Source organism: Serratia liquefaciens ATCC 27592, from assembly GCF_000422085.1.
GTDB lineage: Bacteria > Pseudomonadota > Gammaproteobacteria > Enterobacterales > Enterobacteriaceae > Serratia > Serratia liquefaciens.
This window is the reverse complement of sequence record NC_021741.1, coordinates 1,688,508-1,710,309: the sequence shown is the minus strand read 5'-3', so window position 1 is coordinate 1,710,309 and position 21,802 is coordinate 1,688,508. Positions and strand designations below refer to the sequence as shown.

14 protein-coding genes and 1 pseudogene are annotated in these 21,802 nt (G+C 56.6%); 7 read left to right on the top strand and 8 right to left on the bottom strand.

Going from position 1 to position 21,802, the window contains the following annotated elements; genetic code table 11:
- Window position 1: 1 nt before the first annotated feature.
- The 7 genes and pseudogenes from M495_RS07925 to lrp all read right to left on the bottom strand — a co-directional run bounded on the left by M495_RS07925 (window position 2) and on the right by lrp (window position 11,234).
- Window positions 2-620: pseudogene (locus tag M495_RS07925) on the bottom strand (DMSO/selenate family reductase complex B subunit).
- 137 nt (window positions 621-757) lie between these two features.
- Window positions 758-3,211 carry a selenate/tellurate reductase subunit YnfE gene (ynfE, locus tag M495_RS07920; protein WP_020826117.1) on the bottom strand — a complete coding sequence of 818 codons (2,454 nt, stop codon included), beginning with the start codon at window positions 3,209-3,211 and terminating at the stop codon, window positions 758-760.
- A gap of 270 nt (window positions 3,212-3,481) precedes the next feature.
- Window positions 3,482-4,774 (bottom strand): serine--tRNA ligase, encoded by a 1,293-nt coding sequence (gene serS / locus M495_RS07915; RefSeq protein WP_020826116.1) that lies wholly within the window; start codon window positions 4,772-4,774, stop codon window positions 3,482-3,484.
- Window positions 4,775-4,883: 109 nt separating this feature from the next.
- Window positions 4,884-6,227 (bottom strand): replication-associated recombination protein A, encoded by a 1,344-nt coding sequence (locus M495_RS07910; protein ID WP_041414384.1) that lies wholly within the window; start codon window positions 6,225-6,227, stop codon window positions 4,884-4,886.
- 7 nt (window positions 6,228-6,234) lie between these two features.
- The gene (lolA, locus tag M495_RS07905; RefSeq protein WP_020826114.1) at window positions 6,235-6,846 is read right to left on the bottom strand and encodes an outer membrane lipoprotein chaperone LolA; all 612 of its coding nucleotides are present in this window, start codon (window positions 6,844-6,846) and stop codon (window positions 6,235-6,237) included.
- Between the two features lie 197 nt (window positions 6,847-7,043).
- Complete coding sequence (locus tag M495_RS07900) at window positions 7,044-10,619, bottom strand: DNA translocase FtsK 4TM domain-containing protein (protein WP_020826113.1); 3,576 nt, start codon at window positions 10,617-10,619, stop codon at window positions 7,044-7,046.
- A 120-nt stretch (window positions 10,620-10,739) separates the two neighbouring features.
- Window positions 10,740-11,234 (bottom strand): leucine-responsive transcriptional regulator Lrp, encoded by a 495-nt coding sequence (lrp, locus tag M495_RS07895; protein WP_004928318.1) that lies wholly within the window; start codon window positions 11,232-11,234, stop codon window positions 10,740-10,742.
- Between the two features lie 660 nt (window positions 11,235-11,894).
- On the opposite strand from lrp, the gene trxB reads away from it, so the two are divergent.
- From trxB to infA, 7 genes are all read left to right on the top strand, one after another.
- Window positions 11,895-12,866 carry a thioredoxin-disulfide reductase gene (gene trxB / locus M495_RS07890; protein WP_020826112.1) on the top strand — a complete coding sequence of 324 codons (972 nt, stop codon included), beginning with the start codon at window positions 11,895-11,897 and terminating at the stop codon, window positions 12,864-12,866.
- Between the two features lie 81 nt (window positions 12,867-12,947).
- Window positions 12,948-13,835 (top strand): LysR family transcriptional regulator, encoded by an 888-nt coding sequence (locus tag M495_RS07885; protein WP_020826111.1) that lies wholly within the window; start codon window positions 12,948-12,950, stop codon window positions 13,833-13,835.
- Window positions 13,836-13,933: 98 nt separating this feature from the next.
- Window positions 13,934-14,551 (top strand): glutathione transferase GstA, encoded by a 618-nt coding sequence (gene gstA / locus M495_RS07880; RefSeq protein WP_020826110.1) that lies wholly within the window; start codon window positions 13,934-13,936, stop codon window positions 14,549-14,551.
- Window positions 14,552-14,727: 176 nt separating this feature from the next.
- The gene (cydD, locus tag M495_RS07875) at window positions 14,728-16,494 is read left to right on the top strand and encodes a heme ABC transporter permease/ATP-binding protein CydD (protein ID WP_020826109.1); all 1,767 of its coding nucleotides are present in this window, start codon (window positions 14,728-14,730) and stop codon (window positions 16,492-16,494) included.
- Between the two features lie 2 nt (window positions 16,495-16,496).
- Window positions 16,497-18,233, top strand: coding sequence for a heme ABC transporter ATP-binding protein/permease CydC (cydC, locus tag M495_RS07870; RefSeq protein WP_020826108.1), 1,737 nt, complete (start codon window positions 16,497-16,499; stop codon window positions 18,231-18,233).
- 30 nt (window positions 18,234-18,263) lie between these two features.
- Window positions 18,264-18,989, top strand: coding sequence for a leucyl/phenylalanyl-tRNA--protein transferase (gene aat, locus M495_RS07865; RefSeq protein ID WP_020826107.1), 726 nt, complete (start codon window positions 18,264-18,266; stop codon window positions 18,987-18,989).
- A 106-nt stretch (window positions 18,990-19,095) separates the two neighbouring features.
- Window positions 19,096-19,314: a translation initiation factor IF-1 gene (infA, locus tag M495_RS07860; protein WP_002211347.1), complete on the top strand. Its 219-nt coding sequence runs from the start codon at window positions 19,096-19,098 to the stop codon at window positions 19,312-19,314.
- A gap of 202 nt (window positions 19,315-19,516) precedes the next feature.
- Here the strand turns inward: infA and clpA are convergent, their stop codons facing one another.
- Window positions 19,517-21,796: an ATP-dependent Clp protease ATP-binding subunit ClpA gene (clpA, locus tag M495_RS07855; RefSeq protein ID WP_020826106.1), complete on the bottom strand. Its 2,280-nt coding sequence runs from the start codon at window positions 21,794-21,796 to the stop codon at window positions 19,517-19,519.
- Window positions 21,797-21,802 lie beyond the last annotated feature (6 nt).

The window sequence follows — 21,802 nt, the reverse complement described above, 5'->3', positions numbered from 1 at the left end:
ATCAAACCTCCTTTGGATTGGCCAAATAGCCAGTGGTGTCGCCACTTGGGCGGCTGTTGGCATTGGGTTTTACCACCAGGCACGGTCGGGTAAAATGCGCCGCCGGCAAGGGGGGCCACCTGCGCCAGAGAACCATGCTGCTGCCGCAGTTGCTCAATCGGGCCAAAATCCAGGGCCCGCAGTGGACAAGATTCCACGCAGATAGGTTTATGGCCTTCGGCTACCCGCTTATAACAGCCATCGCACTTGGTCATGTGGCCCTTGGTTGAATTGTACTGAGGTGCGCCGTATGGGCAGGCCATATGGCAGTAGCGACAGCCGATACACACCTTTTCATTCACCACTACAAAGCCGTCTTCCCGCTTGTGCATCGCGCCGGTCGGACACACTTTGGTGCAGGCGGGATCTTCACAGTGGTTGCAGGCAATCGACAGATAATAGGCGAACACGTTTTGTTGCCAGCCGTCGCCATCCTGGAACCAATCTCCTCCGGCATATTCATAGATGCGGCGGAAACTGACGTCCGGCGTCAAATTTTTATAGTCTTTGCAAGCCAGTTCGCAGGTTTTGCAGCCAGTGCAACGACTTGAATCGATAAAGAATCCATATTGCTGAGTCATTTGGTCCTCCCTTACACCCGAGGTAGTTGGAGTTGCATCGCGGCGGCAACTAAGCGCATCCCCAGGATGCGTACAGGTAGTACGTGACTGGGGTAAGCGCAGGCGGCCAACAAAGATGCGGCTTCAAGTACGCAGGGTTATACCTTTTCGATTTGAATCAGGTTGGTATGCTGCGGATTACCCTTGGCCAACGGCGAAGGCCGGTGGGTGGTCAGGGTATTCATACAGGCACCATGGTCGACACGGTCACCGCGCATATCGGCCTGATGCCAGGCTCCCTGCCCCATCGCGACAACGCCAGGCATGATCCGCGGCGTCACTTTGGCTTCGACACGCACTTCGCCACGCCCATTAAATACCCGCACCTTGTCGCCGCCGATAATGCCGCGCGACTGGGCGTCCAGTGGGTTGATCCACACCTCCTGACGACAGGCCGCCTGCAACACATCGATGTTGCCGTAGGTCGAGTGGGTACGGGCCTTGCAATGGAAGCCAAACATTTGCAATGGGTAGGTGTTGCGCAGAGGATCGTCCCAACCTTCAAAAGTAGAGGCGTAAATTGGCAACGGGCTGATGGTTTCATCTTTTTCCAACTGCCAGCTGTCGGCGATCTCAGCCAGCCTGGAGGAATAGATTTCTATCTTGCCGGACGGCGTTTTTAATGGATTCGCTTCGGGATCCTGGCGAAATTTTTTGTAGGCGACAAAATGCCCATTGGGATCTTTACGCTTATAAATCCCCATACTGCGCAACTCTTCATAACCCGGCAGCAGCGGATCCCTGTCTTGCATTTTGACGTACAAATGTTGCAACCACTGTGCCTGAGTGCGCCCTTCGGTGAACTTCTGATGCACCTCAGGCCCCAGCCGACGCGCCACTTCACTCAGCACCTCATAGATGCCCTTGCGTTCAAATTTGGCGGGGGTTGCAGGCTGGATAAAGATCAGGTACCCCATGTTGCCGGCATAGTCGTTGGGAATAATGTCTTCCTGTTCGACGGTCATCAGATCCGGCAGTAAAATGTCGGCATATTTGGCCGACGAGGTCATAAAGTTTTCGAGCACCACGATCATTTCGCACTGGGATTCATCCTGCAAAATATCGTGGGTTTTGTTGATGTCGGAATGCTGGTTGGTGATGGTGTTGCCGGCATAGTTCCAGATGAACTTGATCGGCACATTCAGTTTGTCCTGCCCACGTACCCCGTCGCGTTTGGCGGTCATTTCCGGGCCGCGCACTATGGCATCGGTCCAGCTAAAACAGGAGATTTGCGCTTTGACCGGGTTTGCCAATACCGGCATCCGCTCAATGGTAATGGTGTAGGTTGATTCACGCGCCCCGCTGTTGCCGCCATTGATGCCAACATTGCCGGTCAGGATAGGCAGCATGGCGATTGCACGCGAGGTCAGTTCGCCATTGGCCTGTCGCTGTGGCCCCCAGCCCTGGCAGATGTAGGCTGGTTTCGCCGTGCCTATTTCCCGCGCCAGTTTGATAATACGTTCGGCCGGAATGCCGGTAATTTTCGCTGCCCACTGCGGCGTTTTTTCAACGCCGTCTTCACCTTGCCCAAGAATGTAAGCCTTATAATGCCCATTTACCGGCGCATCGGCTGGCAAGGTTTTTTCGTCATAGCCGATGCAATACCGATCCAGAAACGGTTGGTCGACCAACTGTTCACTGATCAATACATGCGCCAGCCCGGCAACCAATGCCGCATCCGTGCCGGGACGAATAGGGATCCATTCGTCCTCACGTCCGGCGGCCGTATCGGTATAACGCGGATCGATAACGATCATGCGCGCATGAGAACGTTCACGCGCCTGCTCCAGATAATAGGTAATGCCGCCGCCGCTCATCCGCGTTTCCGCCGGGTTGTTACCGAACATCACCACCAGCTTGCTGTTTTCGATGTCAGACGTGCTGTTGCCTTCGTTGCTGCCATAGGTATAGGGCATGGCGCAGGCGATTTGCGCTGTGCTGTAGGTGCCATACTGGCTGAGGTAACCGCCATAGCAGTTCATCAGCCGAGCGACCAGCGACGCATTCGGTGACGAACGGGTAATATTGCCGCCGACGATGCCCGAGGTGTAATTGATATATACTGCTTCGTTACCGTACTGTTCGACGATGCGTTTTAGGTTGTCGGCAATGCTATCAAAAGCTTCTTCCCAACTGATGCGCTTGAACTTGCCTTCACCCCGCTTGCCAACGCGTTTCATCGGGTAATTCAGACGATCGGGATGATTCATGCGGCGGCGAATAGAACGGCCACGCAAACAGGCCCGAACCTGGTGGTCGCCATATGCGTCCAGCCCGGTGTTATCGGTTTCGACCCAATAGACTTCGTTATCACGCACGTGCAAACGCAAGGCGCAGCGGCTGCCGCAGTTGACCGAGCAAGCCCCCCAAACCACTTTATCCTGCGCGGTTTTTTGCACACCTTCGCTGATTGAATCCGCCAATGCGCGGCGACTAAACGGTAGGGCTATACCCCCCACGGCCATAGCCAGCCCGACGATACCACCGGACTTTACCAAGGCGCGACGGCTGACGCCTGCAGACACTTGGCTGTTTTCTTTGTTTTCCGACATAACTCACTCCACGTTTTACCCTGGTATTGATAAACGTCATGCCTTTGACTCAAGGCGGCGAGCAGAGGAGACAGAACTGATGTCTGCTGATGAGCTTGAGTAAAAACCCTCCTCTATAAAGGGATATTACTCAGAAGTGGGTAGTGAACTTTGTCTGCTATCAATAAAGCGGGGGAAGGAGATGAAAGAAAAAGTCCTTTCGAACAAAAGGATAATAATTTTCTTATAAAAAAAGCGCCCGCAGGCGCTTTTCATAGAACTGGCAATACGTTAGCCGATATATTCCAGGCCGCCCATATACGGACGTAATACTTCCGGCACCTGAACACGGCCATCGGCCAGCTGGTAGTTTTCCAGCACGGCAACCAGTGTACGACCGACTGCCAGACCAGAACCGTTCAGCGTATGCACCAGGCGCGGCTTCTTCTCGGTTTTGCTACGGCAGCGAGCCTGCATGCGGCGTGCCTGGTAATCCCACATGTTGGAACAAGATGAGATTTCACGGTAAGTGTTCTGCGCCGGCAGCCACACTTCCAGATCGTAGGTCTTGCATGAGCCTGCCCCCATGTCGCCGGTACACAGCAACATTTTACGGTACGGCAGGTTCAGCAGCTGCAGCACTTTCTCCGCATGACCGGTCAGCTCTTCCAGCGTAGCCATAGAGTCTTCCGGACGGACGATTTGCACCATCTCGACCTTGTCGAACTGGTGCATGCGGATCAAACCGCGGGTATCGCGACCATAAGAACCGGCTTCGGCACGGAAACATGGCGTATGCGCGGTCATCTTCAGCGGCAGTGATTCTTCTTCCAGGATCTCGTCGCGTACCAGGTTGGTCAACGGCACTTCTGCAGTTGGGATCAGCGCGTAGTTGCTGCTGTCGGATTCCTCTTCCAGCGGTTTGGTGTGGAACAGATCTTCACCAAACTTCGGCAACTGGCCGGTACCGTACAACGTGGCGTGGTTAACCAGGTAAGGCACGTAGGTTTCCTGGTAGCCGTGCTGTTCGGTATGCAGATCCAGCATGAACTGGGATAACGCACGGTGCATGCGGGCGATTTGCCCTTTCATCACCACAAAGCGTGAACCGGTCAGTTTTACGGCGGCGGCGAAGTCCAGACCACCGGCCATTTCGCCCAGATCCACATGGTCGCGTACCTGGAAATCATACTGGCGCGGCTCACCCCAGCGGCTGACTTCCTGGTTATCGCTGTCGTCTTTGCCATCCGGCACTGCATCATCCGGCAGGTTCGGGATCGCCAACGCATAATCGCGGATTTCAGTCTGCAGCTGATCCAGAGCGGCCTTGGCAATATCCAGCTTGTCACCCAGCTCGTTGACTTCGCGACGCAGCGGCTCAATGTCTTCCCCGCGCGCTTTAGCCGCGCCGATGGATTTCGATCGGGAGTTACGTTCTGCCTGCAGCATTTCAGTTTCTACCTGCAGAACTTTGCGACGCTCTTCTTGAGAACGCAGCAGATCCAGATCGAGTTTAAAGCCTCGGCGAGCCAGTTTGACGGCGACTGCGTCTAGCTCATTACGCAGCAGATTGGGATCGAGCATGCTAATCCTGTGCTTATTGTTATTGAAAGAAAATTTGTTGTTTTATGCGGCTGTTTAAAAGCCGCATAAAGGAAGAGTGGTACCCGCTAACCTTACCGCAACGGCAACGCTAGCGGTAGCGTTTTGTCTGGCTATTTTGATCCTGCTCAGCCAGCCATGCCAGCTTTTCGCCGATTTTACCTTCCAGCCCGCGTGAGGTTGGATGATAGTAACGCGTCCTGGCCATTTCGGCCGGGAAATAGTCCTCACCGGCGGCATAGGCATTGGGTTCGTCATGAGCGTAACGGTACTCTGCACCCAGCCCCATTTCCTTCATCAGCTTGGTTGGCGCATTGCGCAGATGTTCGGGCACATCATAATCCGCCCGCTCTTTAGCATCGCGCATCGCCGCTTTGAAGGCGGTATAAACGGCATTACTTTTTGGCGCGCAGGCCAGGTAAACGATCGCTTGAGCAATCGCACGTTCACCTTCGGCCGGACCAACGCGTGTAAAGCAGTCCCAGGCGGCTATCGCCACCTGCATACCGCGCGGATCGGCATTGCCGACATCTTCCGAAGCAATGGCCAGCAGCCGGCGCGCCACATACAGCGGATCGCCTCCGGCGGTAATAATGCGCGCATACCAGTACAGCGCAGCATCCGGGGCGGAACCTCGCACCGATTTATGCAGCGCCGAAATAAGATCGTAAAAACGATCGCCTTTATTGTCGAAGCGCGCGCTGCGTTCGCCGGAGACTTCTTTCAGTAATTCCGGCGTCAGCACGCGAATGCCTTTAGCGTCGATCTCCGCCATGTCCGCCATCATCTCCAGGCTGTTCAACGCCCGGCGCGCATCGCCGCCCACCAGTTCCGACAGCATGCGGCGAGTCTCTTCCGGCAGCTCGATATTCTGGCCGCCAAACCCCCGGCTGTTGTCCTGCATCGCCTGATCAAGCACCTGGCTGATATCTTCTGCCGTCAACGCTTTCAGCAAATACACGCGGGCGCGGGACAACAGCGCCGAGTTAAGCTCAAAGGACGGGTTTTCGGTTGTCGCGCCGATAAAGGTAATGGTGCCGTCTTCAATATGCGGCAGAAAGGCATCCTGCTGGCTTTTGTTGAAACGGTGTACTTCATCGACAAACAAAATGGTGCGACGACCGGCGTCACGATTCTGTCGTGCCCGCTCAATCGCCTCACGGATTTCTTTGATGCCCGATGTCACGGCGGAAATTCGCTCGACGTCCGCCTGGCCGTAGCGGCCGATCAGCTCCGCCAGCGTCGTTTTCCCGGTGCCGGGCGGCCCCCACAGAATCATCGAATGCAGTTGCCCCGCCTCGATGGCGCGCGGCAAAGGCTTACCGGCAGCCAGCAGGTGTTGCTGGCCGATGTATTGCGCCAGCGTGGTTGGCCGCATCCGCGCGGCCAATGGCTGGAACTCATTCTGGGAAAAATCGAGCGACATGTTACTCACGCGGACCTCACTGGCGCTGGTCGTCCAGCGTCACCCCCTTCGGCGGGGTAAATTTGAATTTGCTGGCATCAGCAGCAACGTTCTGCTGACTTTTCAGCGCGTAAGAACTGCGCTGACCATCCTGCTCAACCGCAGCAAAACTGCGGATGGTGCCGCTGTTGGTCACGGTAATGGCGAACTGCTTCAGGTTGCCGCTGCTGGATTTTGGCGTCAGCTCAAAATCATCACCTTTCTGTTTAACGTTGTACTGTTTCCAGTCGTTGGCGTTATTGCGGGTAATCAGCATAAATGGCGTATTGCCGGTCGCATTTTTCAACCAGGTCGCGGTGACTTGCTCAACAAAAGGATTGTAGAACCATAAGGTTTGGCCATCCGACACCAGCACGCTCTCGTCCGGCGAGGTCATATGCCAATTAAACAGGTTCGGACGTTTCACCCAGAGTTCACCTTCCCCCTGCTGTACCGCAGCACCATCGCTGCTGGTCACGGTCTGGGCGAAGCTGGCGTGGAAACTGTTCACTTTCGCCAGGCGACTTTGCAAATCCTGCGCAGCGTCGGCCAGCACAGAGGTGGAAGCGAATCCCGAAAGCAGACAACAGGCAACTAACAGTTTTTTCATTATTCCAGATACCTTATGAAATGCGTTTACCGCAAGGCGGTGCCGTGCGGGTCAAATTAACCCTTAACACCCTTACTCTACCCGAAGCTATCCGCAGGCAGATAGGTCAATGTTCTGAGAAGCCGAGGGTTTACGCTTCTTTGCACAAGGGCCGCTAAGCGGCCCTTTATTATTAAATAACAACGACTAAAGCTTCGTCAGTCATGCCGTGGCGGTGCCAGCACCTCGCGGTTGCCGTTGTGCCCCTGCTCGCTGACGATGCCCTGCGCTTCCATCTGTTCGATGATGCGCGCGGCGCGGTTATAGCCGATACGGAACTGACGCTGTACGCCGGAAATGGAGGCGCGGCGTTTATCCACCACAAACTCCACCGCCTGGTCAAACAGCGGATCCAGCTCTTCATCACCTTCCAGACCGCCGCCAGCACCACCCTCACCGTCGTCACCGCCGTTGAGGATACCCTCTTTATATTGAGGTCGCTCACGCGCTTTCCAATCCTTAACTACCGCATGCACTTCCTGATCGCGCACAAATGCACCATGTACACGGACCGGAATGGAGGAGTTAGGGGCCAGATACAACATGTCGCCCATCCCCAGCAGCGATTCAGCACCGCCCTGATCGAGGATAGTGCGCGAGTCAATCTTGCTCGACACGGTAAAGGCGATACGGGTCGGGATGTTGGCCTTGATCAGGCCGGTGATCACATCCACCGAAGGACGCTGTGTTGCCAGCACCAGGTGGATACCCGCCGCACGCGCTTTCTGCGCCAGACGAGCAATCAGCTCCTCAACCTTTTTACCAACCGTCATGATCAGGTCAGCGAACTCGTCGACCATCACTACGATGTAAGGCTCTTTCTCCAGAACCGGCGGCGTGATGTCCATGCTGTCGGTCGGTTTCCAGAACGGATCCGGGATTGGACGTCCCATCGCCTCGGCCTGATCGACACGTTCGTTGTAACCTGCCAGGTTACGCACGCCGAGCGCAGACATCAGCTTGTAGCGACGCTCCATCTCGGCGACGCACCAACGCAAGGCATTGGCGGCGTCTTTCATGTCGGTAACCACGTCCGTCAGCAGGTGCGGAATACCTTCATAGACCGACAGCTCCAGCATTTTCGGGTCAATCATGATAAAGCGCACTTCTTTCGGCGTGGCCTTATACAGAATGCTCAGGATCATGGCATTGACCCCAACCGATTTACCGGAGCCGGTGGTCCCCGCCACCAGCAGGTGCGGCATTTTAGCCAAGTCGGCCACCACCGGTTCGCCGGAGATGTCTTTACCCAGAACGATCGCCAACGGCGATGGATTATCGCGAAATGCCGGGCAATCCAGCACTTCTCGCAGATAGACCGTCTGACGTTTAACGTTAGGCAACTCCAGGCCGACGTAGGGCTTGCCGGGGATCACTTCAACCACACGCACCGCGGAAGTTGACAGTGAACGCGCCAGGTCACGCGACAGGTTGGAAATACGCGCTGCTTTAACGCCCGGCGCCAGATCCAGTTCAAAACGGGTAATGACCGGGCCTGGTAAAATGTCTACCACGTCGGCTTTTACCCGATAATCGGCCAGGCTGGCTTCGACCAAACGCGCCTTCTGTTCCAACGCGAAGGAATCCACCGGCTCAACCTCTTTCGGCGCTTCGGTCAGCAGATCAAGCGTCGGTAGAGGCGTGGTCGGTTTTTGCAACGGCATATCGTTGCGCATCAGGAACGGGTGGATCAGGCTGTCCATTGCCGGCTGCTGCGGGGCCGTCGGCGCCGGTTGCGCTACAGGCTGCTGATAGGCCGGTGGTTGCTGTTGCGCTGCCGGTTGCTGATAAGCAGGTTGAGCGGGCTGATAAGCTTGCGCCGGCGGAGTCTGAGGTTGCGTTGGCGGCGCATAAGCCGGCGCGGCTGGCTCAAACTGGCCGAAAGGCACATCATCCTCGCGTTCGCTTTGTTGCTCAATGCGATCTTCAAGCTGTGGCGACAGGGTGAACAGTGGCTCAACCGGGCCATCGTCAACCAAATCATCCATCGGCGAGAAGCCGAACGCATTACGAGTATCTACTGGCGTAGTTGGCTGTACCGAAGGCGCAGCCTCTTGCTGCCCATAGCGCTGATTCTGCTGTTCGGCAAACGCCTGACGCAGTTCGGCCTCTTGCAGAGCAGCCTCATCATCCTGGTTATCCTGCGCGTACTCCTCGCCATAACGTTGGTTTTGCTGCTCGGCAAACGCCTGACGCAGCGCCGCTTCCTGCAAAGCTTCATCGTCTTGATCTGACGGAAGAGCATTGGCATTCGGCAATGGCTCGTCGTCCCCACGGTTACGCTGTTCCTGTTCGGCCATTCGCTGCGAAGGCAGCTTGATGCCGTAAGAAGCCAGTTCACGCCGGGTTGGGATGCGCACCGGATTCGGACGCGGCAACTCAGGCCCCAGGCCTTGTTTGACCTGCGAGTTAGCGTCGCTGGTGGCCGTAAAGGCCGGCATAAAGGTATTGGCGGCAACAGCGCCGGCAGCTGCCGTTGCTGCAGCCTGCGCCTGAGGTTTCACGCTGCCGAACGAGGGCACTGCAGGCTCACCGGCACTGAAACCGGCCGGAGCACTGACGTCAGCGCTATCGCGTTGAGCGGCGGAGAAATCAAACGGAGAACGATCGTGCGACGGTGATGCTGCCGGTGCGTCCCAGTTCCCCATACGCGGTTCGTCATCATCCTGGTAAGGATCGGCCGGACGCGTTACCTTCGGCGTCGGCGTCTCTTCAGGAATTTCAAATGAATACAGCGGTGGAGCACTGTTTTCCGCTGGCGTACTCATCGGACTCTGGTTCACCGAGGCCGGAGCCGTTGGAGCTACCGTAACCGACGGCGCCTGTGCCACAACCGGGGCTGCGGTAACAGGTTCACGAGCCACCGCTGGCGCGACAGGCGCGACATCGGCATCTTCGTCGTCATTCGCCCGCAGGCCGCTGAGCAATGGATCCTCAGCCTCTTCCGCCGCAATTTTGGCGGTTTCCGTCACCGAAGGCGCTGAGAACAAGACGTCGTCTTCCGCCGCGTTGGCCGCAGCCGCCGTCGAGGCCGCAGCAAGCGCTGCCCCTTTCTCTGCCGATTCTGGCTGATCTTCGACGTAACGGTCGTCATCATCGTGATAACGATCGTCACGGCGCGAACGGTTGGTCATAAAGGTGGCCGTCCCCAGCACCACGCCGCCGATCCTCTCGGCAATCACCAGCCATGACCAGCCGGTAAACAGCGTAAGGCCCGCCGCCCAAACGCAAAGCAGCGCCAAGGTTGCGCCAATGCCGTTGAACCAGGGGAGCATGGCGTTGCTCAGCAAACTGCCGATAACGCCGCCGGAGGCAAAGTAATAGAGATCGTCGACGTTCAGAGCCGCCAGGCCACACGAAGTGAGCACCAGCGCCAATGTGCCGATCAGGCGCAGTGAAAGCGCAAAATAATCGATGTATTCGCCGCTGCCGCGCTGACGATAAGCCGCCCAGCACAACACCAGCATGATCGGCGGTATCGCATAGGCGAGTACCCCGAAGGTGAAGAACAGCGTGTCGGCCAACCAGGCCCCGACGCCACCGCCCAGATTATGAATAGGCTCATGCCACGCGGTCTGCGACCAGCTTGGGTCAGAGGGATTGAAACTGACCAAGGCAGCCATGAGGTAAATGGCAAATATGGCTACCACAATCAACACAGCTTCGAGCAAACGGCGACCGCTGCTGAGTTTTCTCAAGGTAACTTCTTTATCTTCTGTATATTCCTGGCTCAAGAAAGGCTCTCCAGGTTCCTGTTAGCTGACATAGCAACAGCGCCGAGAAGCTTCCCCGGCGCTGAAACTGTATGGATAAACAGGAGTGTAACCAATTTAATCAGGTTTTGCACCTGCACCCTACCGTGTTTTGATAACCAGACGGTTGCTCTGTTTCACTTCTTCCATTACCACGTACGTACGGGTGTCGTTAACCCCCGGCAGACGCAGCAAGGTTTCACCAAGCAACTTACGGTAAGCGGACATATCCGGCACGCGGGTTTTCAACAGATAGTCGAAATCACCGGACACCAGATGACACTCCTGAATTTCTTCAAGCTTCTGAACTGCTGAGTTGAATTGCTCAAACACATCCGGCGCACCGCGGTTCAGCGTGATTTCCACGAAGACCAACAGGGACGCATCCAGATAATGCGGGTTGAGCAACGCGGTATAACCATGAATAAAACCCTGGCGCTCGAGGCGGCGCACGCGTTCTAAACATGGGGTTGGGGATAACCCCACGCGCTTCGAAAGTTCAACGTTCGAAATACGCCCATCCTTTTGCAGTTCGTTGAGGATGTTGCGGTCGATACGATCGAGATCTTTACCCGGGCGTTTCTTATTGTCTGCCATTATTATTGTCTCTCTTATTTTCTTCCCTGCACTTGCCACACCCTAGCCAACGTCAATGTGTAAGGGCTCGTTCCAAGCGAAGACCCGATGCCTGTCATATGCTTCACTACCATCATTCACCGCTGTGCAGCCTGTCTGTCAAACTCTGCACAAGGTGTTTTAAGCAAGAAGAAAGGTGCCATCCGCTTGCGCGATGTTCCTCCCCTGCCGCACGCAGATCCGGCAACGGCGCAAAATCCTGCGCCAACGCCGCAAATACGTACGATTTACTGCAGGTGGGAGGATAATTTCTTCTTCCTATGATGTTTTCGCAAATGCGCAGCGGATTGTCAAAGTAAAAGAAGCAAAATCAGAAGAACGTACCGTCATGAAAAGTTAGCACCCCGTTTTTAGTTATGAATCGCTGGCTTAAAAACGCCGTGGGCAAGGCACTTAAACCCGCTTAATGTGCTGTTTCCGGCCGTTTGAGTGCCAAACGCCCGCAAGCGGCTTCCATAAGTTAAATTGCTGCGTTTTGCGCTCGCTTAAGCAGCAAAACAATAATTAATAGGCAATGACTATCAAACAAATCGTTAACAACATCCCCTGACGCTTTTTTTAATGCCGCATTTTCCCTACAATCGAATCCATTGTCCGCCATTGTGGGAAAAGAGGTTATTCATGGGCACGGCTAAACACAGCAAATTATTGATTCTGGGCTCCGGCCCGGCTGGCTACACCGCCGCGGTTTACGCAGCGCGCGCCAACCTGAGCCCGGTGCTGATTACCGGTATGGAACAAGGGGGTCAGCTGACCACCACCACCGAAGTGGAAAACTGGCCGGGTGATGCCGAAGACCTGACCGGTCCGGCGCTGATGGAGCGTATGCGTGAGCATGCAGAAAAATTCCAGACCGAGATCGTGTTTGACCATATCACCAGCGTTGATCTGCAGAACCGTCCATTCCGCCTGTTTGGCGACAGTGGCGAATACACCTGTGACGCGCTGATTATCGCCACCGGCGCATCAGCCCGCTATCTTGGCCTGCCGACAGAAGAAGCCTTCAAAGGCAAAGGCGTTTCCGCCTGCGCTACCTGCGACGGTTTCTTCTACCGTAATCAGAAAGTCGCCGTTGTAGGCGGTGGCAATACGGCGGTAGAAGAAGCGCTGTATCTGTCCAATATCGCGGCCGAAGTTCACCTGATCCACCGTCGCGACAGCTTCCGTTCAGAGAAGATCCTGATCAACCGGCTGATGGAGAAAGTGAAAAACGGCAATATCGTGCTGCACACCGACCACACTCTGGACGAAGTGCTGGGTGACGAAATGGGCGTTACCGGCGTACGCATTCGCAGCACTAAAGCGGAAAATGAAACGCGTGAACTGGCGCTGGCCGGCGTGTTTATCGCCATCGGCCACAGCCCGAACACCAGCATTTTCGGTGGCCAGTTGGAGCTGGAAAACGGCTATATCAAGGTGCAGTCCGGCATTCACGGCAATGCCACCCAAACCACCATTCCGGGCGTATTCGCCGCTGGCGACGTGATGGACCACATCTACCGCCAGGCGATCACTTCCGCCGGAACCGGTTGTATGGCTGCGCTGGACGCAGAGCGTTATCTGGACGGTATTGCCGACGCAGAAGTTCTGTAACGGCACAGACTGTCATCCTGAAAAGCGGCTATTTATTAGCCGCTTTTTTTTGTATCTCAAACACCATCAGGCGGGTCTTCGATGCAGAATCTTCTCCACTGGCGTCTGTTGGTTGCCGTAGCCGACAGCGGCAAGATCACCCTGGCGGCAAGTCAATGCGGCATGACACAGTCTGGCGCCAGTCAGGCTATCGCTCAGTTGGAAGAGGCGTTGAACACTCCGTTGTTGGTTCGGCTGCCGCACAGCGTTGCGCTAACGCAAAGTGGTGAACAGATTGTCAGCCATGCCCGCACCATGCTGGCCGAACTCAATGCAATCCAACACTGCGCGCAGCAGGCGCAAAGCTCGCACGCCGGCAAAATACGCCTTGCCAGTTTCCCTTCAGCATTTGCGCTGTTGTTACCCCCGTTGCTACGCAAATTTCACCGCCGCTTTCCCGCCATTGAACTGGTGCAGTTGGAAGGTACCGATCTGGAGGTCGAAAACTGGCTGGCATTGGAAGCTGCCGACGTGGGCATAGTGTTGAATCCGAAACCGGAACGGCAAAGCCACCCGCTGGGAAAAGACCTATGGCTTACCGTGACGGCCACTGATCATAAGCTTGCCAGAAACCGCCAGCCGATAGATTTCAATGAACTGGTCAAACAGCCGTTTGTCTTGGCTACCGGAGGTTGCCAGCTCAATGCTCAGTTGCTGGCGCAGCAGGCAGGTTTGGCGCTGACGGATGTCCGCGTCACCGTCAGTGACTGGAACACCGCGCTGACGCTGGTACGTGAAGGGATCGGCGTATCGCTGGTGCCCGCATCGGTGATACCGGCCGATACGCCAGGCATTTGCGCCCTGCCGCTGAGCGCGCCACTTTATCGCCATTTTGGCCTGGTTTGTTCATTCGCCGGTGCAAGCTCCGCGCCAGTACAAACTCTGTTGCACTTTCTACAGGATCATTTGCCGTTGCCCATCAGTAGCTGAGCTGATACCGGGTTTCTGAGATTCTAATTTTTCTGTCGGCGGCGCCGACGGCATTCTGACGGCCAAGCGATGTCGCTTTTTGCCTCAGGAATATGTCGATGAAACTCTATTTTGCGCCCGATACCTGCTCCCTCTCGCCACATATCGTGCTGCGGGAATTGGATTTGCCGTTCGAACTGATCCGCGTCAATAACCGCACCAAGCGCAGCGCCGACGGCGGAGACTTTTATCGGGTTAATCCCAAAGGTTACGTCGCCGCGCTGATGCTGGACGACGGACAGGTGATCACCGAAGGCACTGCCATCGTGCAGTATCTGGCGGATATGCGCCCTGAGGCCGGGCTGGCCCCACCAAACTCGACCTTCGAACGGGTGCGCTTGCAGGAGTGGCTGAACTTCATTACCTGCGAGATCCACGCGGGATCCAGCCCGCTGTTCAACTCAACCCTGGCGGAAGAGGTCAAAATGCTGTTTCGCGACAAGCTGCGACGCCGCCTCGATTTTGTTGCTCAGACGCTGGACGAACCGGCGTTTCTATTGGGAGAAACTTTCAGCGTCGCGGATGCCTATCTGTTTACCGTACTGCGCTGGATGGATCAGTTTTCCATCGACCTAAAATGCTGGCCATCGATAACCCGTTATATGTCGCTGATTAGCCAGCGCAGATCCGTGCAAACCGCCCTGGCGGCGGAAGCAGCCAGTCAAGCGGTGCCCTAATCCTGCTGTCGCGGTCTGTTATAGCGATATTTGACCGCTTTATTATTTTCAGTCTGCCGGGTGAAGAGGTAACATTGGCCTTCACTTGTTCGCTTCAGGTTGGGGCAAACACTTTTTTTAACAGTACGTTAACCTTGCCTGTAACAATAGGCACCGGCGACGCAGACTCATATCTGATGAAAAAAACCAGACAGCAGCAATTAACCCGTTGGCTCAAAACTCAGAGCACCTTGGCGCAGCGTTGGTTGCGCCTTTCCATGTTGTTGGGGCTAATCAGCGGCATGCTTATTGTCGCTCAGGCATGGCTGTTGGCCGCCCTGCTCCACGCCCTGATTATCGAACAGGCGCCACGTGAACAGTTGATTCCGTCGTTTATCTGGTTGGCTGCCACCTTCGCACTGCGGGCCGTGCTGAGTTGGCTGCGTGAACGCGTCGGCTTTATCTGCGGACAAGTGATCCGCCAGCGCATGCGTCAGCAGGTGCTGGATAAACTGCAACAACTCGGCCCCGCCTGGATCCAGGGAAAACCGGCCGGCACTTGGGCCAGCATCATCGTCGAACAGATCGAGGATATGCAGGACTACTATTCCCGTTATTTACCGCAGATGTATCTGGCGGTGTTTATCCCGCTGCTGATCCTGATCACCGTATTCCCGATCAACTGGGCCGCCGGTCTGATTCTGTTGACCACCGCGCCGCTGATCCCCATGTTTATGGCGCTGGTCGGCATGGGTGCCGCCGATGCCAACCGACGCAACTTCGTGGCGCTGGCACGGCTGAGTGGTAACTTCCTCGACCGCCTGCGGGGGTTAGACACGCTGCGCTTATTCAATCGGGCGCAGGCGGAAACCGAGCAGATTGCCAAATCGTCTGAAGACTTCCGTAGCCGCACCATGGAGGTACTCCGTCTGGCTTTCCTGTCATCGGCGGTGCTGGAGTTCTTTGCCTCCATTTCTATCGCCGTGGTGGCGGTCTATTTTGGCTTCTCGTTCCTTGGCGAACTTAATTTCGGCAGTTATGGCACCGGCGTCACGCTGTTTGCCGGCTTCCTGGTGCTGATCCTGTCACCGGAGTTCTTCCAGCCGTTGCGCGACCTGGGGACTTTCTACCACGCCAAGGCGCAAGCCGTGGGTGCCGCCGAAGCGCTGGAAACCTTTCTCAGCGCCGAGGGCGAACAAATGGGCAATGGCACACAAATCCTGGATGCCGATGCACCGCTGGAGCTGCAAGCGCAGGATCTGGAGATCCTGTCGCCCAATGGCGTGCTGCTGGCCGGGCCGCTGAGCTTCACTCTGCCCGCCAACCAGCGCATTGCCTTGGTCGGGTTAAGTGGTGCCGGGAAAAGTTCGTTGCTGAACCTGCTGCTCGGGTTTTTACCCTATCGCGGTTCGCTGCGGATTAATGGTATCGAACTGCGCGAACTGGCCGCCGAAGGCTGGCGCCAGCAACTCGGCTGGGTAGGACAAAATCCGCATCTACCGGCGCAAACGCTGCGTGCCAACATACTGTTGGGCAATCCGCAGGCCAGCGAAGCCCAACTGCAACAGGCTGTGGAGGACGCCTATGTCGGCGAGATCCTGCCGTATCTGCCGCTGGGTCTGGATACCGAAGTCGGCGATAACGCCGCGCGCCTGTCCGTCGGGCAAGCGCAACGTGTGGCAGTCGCTCGAGCGTTAATCAGCCCGCGCCGTTTGTTGCTGTTGGATGAACCGGCCGCAAGTCTCGACGCCCACAGCGAGCGGCAAGTCATGCAGGCGCTGAATGCGGCTTCGCATCAACAAACCACGCTGCTGGTGACTCACCAGTTGGAAGATACCGAAGATTACGACCAGATTTGGGTAATGGAAGGCGGACACATCGTCCAGCAAGGTGATTACGCCACGCTGAGCGCCCAACCGGGCCTGTTTGCCAACCTGATCGCTCACCGCCGCGGGGATCTATAATCATGCGCGTTTTGCTGCCGTTCCTGGCGCTGTACCGTCGTCACAGCCTGCTGATTTGTCTGGGCATTCTGCTGGCCATCATTACGCTACTGGCCAGTATCGGCCTGCTGGCTCTGTCCGGTTGGTTCCTCGCCGCCTCCGCCCTGGCCGGGCTGGCGGGCCTGTTTACCTTCAACTACATGCTGCCGGCGGCCGGCGTGCGTGGTGCCGCCATTTTCCGCACCGCCGGGCGCTATGCCGAACGGGTCGTCAGCCACGACGCCACCTTCCGCGTGCTGTCTCATCTGCGGGTCTTCACCTTTAAAAAGATCCTGCCGCTGTCGCCGGGAGGCATTGCCCGCTTCCGACAGGCCGATCTGCTGAATCGACTGGTGGCGGATGTCGATACGCTGGATCATCTGTATCTGCGGGTAATTTCACCGCTGGTCAGCGCCGCCGTGGTAATTGTCGTGGTGACTTACGGCCTGAGCTGGCTAGACGTTTCACTGGCCCTGACGCTGGGCGGTATCCTGCTGTTGCTGTTGCTGCTGGTGCCGCCGGTATTTTATGGTGCCGGCAAGCCGATTGGCGGCCAGTTGACCGCCCTGCGCGGCCAGTACCGTACCGATCTGACCGCCTGGCTTCAAGGCCAGGCTGAGCTGGTGGTATTCGGTGCCGTGGATCACTTCCGCGCGGCTCTGGATGCCACTGAAAAACAGTGGCAGCGCCGTCAGTGGCAGCAAGCTTCGTTGGGCGGCATGGCACAGGCTTTGATGATCCTGGCCAGCGGCCTGACCGTGACGTTGATGTTGTGGCTCACCGCTGCCGGTATCGGTGGCGACAGCCAACCCGGCGCGCTGATTGCGTTGTTCGTGTTTGCCGCCCTGGCTTCGTTTGAAGCCTTGATGCCGGTAGCCGGCGCCTTCCAGCATCTGGGACAGGTGATAGCTTCCGCCACGCGGGTGAAGCAGGTCATCGATCGACAACCGGAAGTGACCTTCCCTGCCGATGGCCCAACTGCCGAAAACGGTGCCATGCTAAGTCTGCAACAGGTCACCTTTACCTATCCCGGCCAGCCGCAGCCGGTGTTGCAGGACGTCACGCTGGAGATTACCGCCGGTGAACATATTGCATTGCTCGGCCGCACCGGGTGCGGTAAATCGACCCTGCTGCAGTTGCTCACCCGCGCCTGGAACGCCGACAGCGGGCAGATGCTGCTCAACGGCCATCCCTTGGCTGCTTACGATGAAACCACGCTGCGTCAGATGACCACCGTCGTCAGTCAGCGAGTGCACATCTTTAGCGATACGCTGCGCGAAAACTTGCGCATCGCCGCCCCAACGGCGGCCGATGAACAATTGCGCGAAGTGTTGCAGCAGGTCGGTTTGGACAAGCTGCTGGAAAACGAGGGGCTCAACGCCTGGCTGGGAGACGGCGGCCGACAGCTTTCCGGCGGCGAGCAGCGCCGTCTGGGCATTGCTCGCGCATTGCTGCATCAGGCGCCGCTGTTGTTGCTCGATGAGCCGACCGAAGGTCTGGACGCCGAAACTGAACAGCAGATCCTGGCGCTGCTGCGCCGACATTGCCAGGGAAAAACGCTGATCCTGGTGACCCACCGTCTGTATGGGTTGGAACACCTTGACCGAATTTGCGTGATGGACGGTGGACGCATCGTTGAGCAAGGCGATCACCTCAACCTGATGCGTCAGCAGGGGCGTTATGCCCAGTTCCGTCAACGTATCAGCGGTATACCGCTGTAAAAGGGCCTGTAGAGGACGCTGAGACCTTATATGCGCATTGTTAAGCTGTCATCGCAGTCGCTGGTGTTCCCCTCTCCTGAGGGCGCACTGCGCGATCCTAACGGTTTGCTGGCTATCGGCGGTGACCTGACGGCACCTCGCCTGCTTGCCGCCTATGAACGGGGCATTTTTCCCTGGTTTTCCCCCGGGGAAGCCATTTTGTGGTGGTCGCCCGACCCACGGGCAGTGCTGTTCCCTGCCGAACGCCATATCAGCCGCAGTCTGAAACGCTTTTTGCGCAGTAACCCCTTTCGCATCACGCTGAATCACGACTTTGCGGCGGTGATCGCCGCCTGCGCCGATCGGCCGGACGAAGGCACCTGGATTGGCCCGGAGGTGCAGCGCGCTTATCTGCACCTGCACCGCCTCGGTTTCGCCCATTCGATAGAGGTGTGGCAGGATGACAAGCTGGTGGGGGGCATGTACGGCGTGGCTCAGGGCGCCCTGTTCTGCGGCGAATCGATGTTTAGCCGTACCCCCAACGCGTCCAAATGCGCTTTGATGGCTTTTTGCCGTCATTTTGCCGCTTATGGCGGAGAATTGATTGACTGTCAGGTGCTTAACGCTCACACTGCCACGCTGGGAGCGAAAGAGATCCCCCGAAGACAATTTTTGCAGCAGCTCAGCCAACTTCAACGCAAGCCATTAGCGCCAGAGTGTTGGGCACCGCAAGTGTTACCCCCACAGCAGGTTGAACCACCCTCCCCAACAAACTAATTTTGCGGAAACGGTGCAATGTTCGCCGACACTTCTTTACATAATGTGGGTTTTTCGGCATTATCTTGCCGGTTAAAAACTAAGGTAGTTAGACCTAGAGGATTCGATGGCCAAAGAAGACAATATTGAAATGCAGGGCACCGTTCTTGATACGCTGCCGAACACCATGTTCCGCGTTGAATTGGAAAACGGGCACGTGGTAACCGCACATATCTCCGGTAAAATGCGTAAGAACTACATCCGCATCCTGACGGGCGACAAAGTCACTGTAGAGCTGACCCCGTACGACCTGAGCAAAGGCCGCATTGTCTTCCGTAGCCGTTAATCGGCTCACTCGTCGCCAGCCGATGGCGGCACCGAGGATGTAATGCCTCCGGAGCCCTTTCCGTTTACCCCCGTAGCAACGTTCAACATCGAGTTGCGAGAGCGCAGGTAAACTGAGAGGGCTCAATCATTTCTGTTGTGGTGAAATTCACCCATAAAAAAAGCGATGCCGAAGCATCGCTTTTTCTTTATCTGACCCGGCCTTAGTGCACCGCACCTTCATCCGCTTTACGCATCGACGCGCTGAGGAAGTGGTAAGTCAGTTTCTGATTGTCCTTGTCCAGCTCGACTTTCACCGAGCCGCCGTCCACCAGTGAACCAAACAGCAATTCATTGGCCAGCGGTTTCTTCAGGTTTTCCTGCATCACACGCGCCATCGGACGAGCGCCCATTGCACGGTCATAGCCTTTCACCGACAGCCAGTCACGCGCTTCATCGCTCACTTCCAACGACACGCCCTTCGCATCCAGCTGCGCCTGCAGTTCGACGATAAACTTATCGACAACCTGCTGGATCACCTCGGTCGACAGATGGTTGAACCAAAGAATGTTGTCCAGACGGTTACGGAATTCCGGCGTGAACACTTTCTTGATCTCTTCCATCGCATCGGTGCTGTTGTCCTGCTGCACCAGACCAATCGATTTACGTTCGGTTTCACGTACCCCGGCGTTAGTAGTCATCACCAGGATCACGTTGCGGAAGTCCGCTTTGCGGCCGTTGTTATCGGTCAGGGTACCGTTGTCCATAACCTGCAATAACAGGTTGAACACGTCCGGATGCGCCTTCTCGATTTCATCCAGCAGCACCACCGAGTGCGGATGCTTGAGCACCGCGTCGGTCAGCAGACCGCCCTGATCGTAACCGACGTAGCCCGGAGGCGCGCCAATCAGACGGCTGACGGTATGACGTTCCATATACTCGGACATATCAAAACGCAGCAGCTGAATATCCATCGCCTTCGCCAGCTGCACCGTCACCTCGGTTTTCCCGACGCCGGTTGGCCCGGCAAACAGGAAGGAACCGACCGGCTTGCGATCGTGCCCCAAACCAGCACGGCTCATCTTGATCGCTTCAGTCAGCGCTTCAATCGCCTGATCCTGCCCGAATACCAGCATTTTCAGACGATCGCCCAGACTTCTCAGTACGTCGCGATCGCTCGCCGACACGGTTTTCTCCGGGATACGCGCAATACGCGCCACCACAGATTCGATGTCGGCCACGTTGACGGTTTTCTTGCGTTTGCTTACCGGCATTAACCGGCTGCGGGCGCCCGCCTCGTCAATCACGTCGATAGCCTTGTCCGGCAAATGACGGTCGTTGATGTATTTCACCGACAGCTCAACCGCCGCACGCACCGCTTTGGCGGTATAACGCACGTCGTGGTGCGCTTCGTACTTGGTCTTCAGGCCGTTGATGATCTGAATGGTCTCTTCCGGCGTCGGCTCGGTAATGTCGATTTTCTGGAAGCGACGAGCCAGCGCACGGTCTTTTTCAAAAATGTTGCTGAATTCCTGGTAAGTAGTGGAACCGATAACCCGGATCTTGCCGCTGGAGAGCAGCGGTTTAATCAGGTTGGCGGCGTCTACCTGCCCACCGGAAGCTGCACCGGCGCCGATGATGGTGTGGATCTCATCGATAAACAGAATGCTGTTCTTATCCTGTTCCAACTGTTTCAGCAGCGCTTTAAACCGTTTTTCGAAGTCGCCACGGTATTTGGTACCGGCCAGCAATGACCCGATATCCAATGAATACAGCGTGCAGTCCGCCATCACTTCCGGAACGTCGCCCTGCACAATGCGCCAGGCCAGGCCTTCGGCAATCGCCGTTTTACCGACGCCGGATTCCCCCACCAGCAGCGGGTTGTTTTTGCGACGACGGCACAGTACCTGAATAGCACGCTCAAGCTCAGGGTCACGGCCAATCAAAGGATCGATGCCGCCTACCCGTGCCAACTGGTTGAGGTTGGTGGTGAAGTTTTCCATACGGTCTTCCCCTCCGGACTGCTCTTCATTCACCGGGTTTTCCGCATTCGGCGCTTGGCCCGGCTCGTCTTTACGTGTGCCATGTGAAATGAAGTTCACTACGTCGAGACGGCTGACGTCGTGTTTGCGCAGCAGGTAAGCCGCCTGCGACTCCTGCTCGCTGAAAATCGCTACCAGCACGTTGGCGCCGCTGACTTCGCTGCGGCCGGAAGATTGCACATGGAATACCGCACGCTGCAGTACGCGCTGGAAGCTGAGCGTCGGCTGAGTGTCGCGCTCTTCTTCGCTGGCGGGCAGCGTCGGCGTGGTTTGTTCAATAAAGGCTTCCAGCTCCTGGCGTAACGCGGCCAGATCCACCGTACATGCCTCTAGCGCTTCTCGCGCGGCAGGGTTGCTGAGTAACGCCAGCAACAGGTGCTCCACGGTCATAAACTCGTGTCTGTGCTCACGCGCTCTGGCGAAAGCCATGTTGAGACTGAGTTCCAGTTCTTGATTGAGCATAAGCAC